Below are 1,437 nucleotides of genomic sequence, written 5' to 3' on the forward strand. Positions count from 1 at the left end.
GATGCTGGCCTTTCGGGCTGGCGGGGGCTTTGGCCTTGGGCTGGCGTTCTTTTTGATCGTGACGGTGCTGGTCCCGTTCAGCGTGGGGCCGCAATCGGAATTGCTGTCCACCATCGCGCCGGGGGTGTTGTGGCTGGGCGCATTGCTTGCCTGCCTGCTGTCGCTGGATCGCCTGCTGGCGCTGGATTTCGAGGATGGTACCCTTGACCTGCTGGCTACTGCTCCCCTGCCGCTTGAGGCCGCTCTTAGCATCAAGGCCCTGTCGCATTGGTTGACCACGGGCCTGCCTTTGGTGCTGGCCGCGCCGGTTCTGGGGGTGATGCTGAATCTTGTGCCGTCCGGTTTTGTCTGGCTGATCGCGTCGCTGTTGCTGGGCACGCCTGCGCTGTCGGTGATCGGTACATTCGGGGCGGCGCTGACCGTCGGGATCAAACGCGGCGGGTTGTTGATGTCGCTGCTGGTCTTGCCGCTCTACGTACCGACGCTTATCTTCGGGGCCGAAGCCGCGCGGCGTGGGGCGATCGGGCTTGATCCCACCACCCCTTTGGCGCTGCTTGCCGGCATCACCTTGGGCACCATCGCGCTGATGCCTTTTGCCTCGGCGGCAGTGCTTCGGATGACATTGCGGTGACCGCGGCAATGAACGGGGCGTTTTGCCCATTGAGTGACCAGTAACGGAGCGTTAGATACCAATCATGTCTTTGTGGGAATATGCAAATCCGGTGAAATTTCTGGGCCTCTCGGCCCGGGTGCAACCCTTTGTGTGGGCTGCGGCCGCAGTTTGCGTTGTTGTTGGGCTGGCGTGGGGTTTTTTCGCCACGCCGGATGACTACCGCCAAGGGTCCACGGTCAAGATCATCTATCTTCACGTACCTGCAGCCCTGATGGCCATCAACGCGTGGTTCATGATGCTTGTGACCTCGTTGATCTGGCTGGTCCGTCGGCACCACGTCAGCGCATTGGCTGCCAAAGCAGCGGCCCCCGTAGGGATCACCATGACTGTGATCGCGCTGGTGACAGGTGCAATTTGGGGGCAACCCATGTGGGGGACATGGTGGGCTTGGGACCCGCGTCTGACATCATTTCTGATCCTGTTCTTGTTCTATCTGGGCTACATTGCCCTGTGGGAAGCCGTCGAAGACCCCGATACAGCGGCTGACCTGACGTCGGTCTTGTGCCTTGTCGGATCGGTCTTTGCGATCCTCTCGCGCTATGCCGTGAATTTCTGGAACCAAGGCCTGCATCAAGGTACATCTGTTCCCGTGGCGACAGGCGGGCGCACCGTGGCGGATGTGTTCTGGTATCCGCTATTGATCAGCATGATCGGGTTTGGCCTGCTGTTTGTGGCGCTTGTATTGTACCGGACCGGAACTGAAATCCGCCTGCGCCGCGCCCGTGCGCTTTTGGCGCGCAACCGAAAGGATGCTTGATGCCCGA

2 protein-coding genes are annotated in these 1,437 nt (G+C 60.8%); both read left to right on the forward strand.

Annotated features, from left to right (window positions below):
* Position 1: 1 nt before the first annotated feature.
* Positions 2 to 631: a heme exporter protein CcmB gene (gene ccmB, locus ABYT07_RS21075; RefSeq protein WP_372993948.1), complete on the forward strand. Its 630-nt coding sequence runs from the start codon at positions 2 to 4 to the stop codon at positions 629 to 631.
* Between the two features lie 64 nt (positions 632 to 695).
* Positions 696 to 1,430, forward strand: coding sequence for a heme ABC transporter permease (locus ABYT07_RS21080; protein WP_372993949.1), 735 nt, complete (start codon positions 696 to 698; stop codon positions 1,428 to 1,430).
* The last annotated feature ends 7 nt before the right edge of the window (positions 1,431 to 1,437 follow it).

The sequence above is a fragment of the Sulfitobacter sp. genome, from assembly GCF_041552635.1.
Lineage (GTDB): Bacteria > Pseudomonadota > Alphaproteobacteria > Rhodobacterales > Rhodobacteraceae > Sulfitobacter.

Coding starts and splice junctions, on each gene's coding strand:
- ccmB (WP_372993948.1), top strand. CDS start 2: ATGCTGGCCTTTCGGGCTGGCGGGGGCTTTGGCCTTGGGCTGGCGTTC.
- ABYT07_RS21080 (WP_372993949.1), top strand. CDS start 696: ATGTCTTTGTGGGAATATGCAAATCCGGTGAAATTTCTGGGCCTCTCG.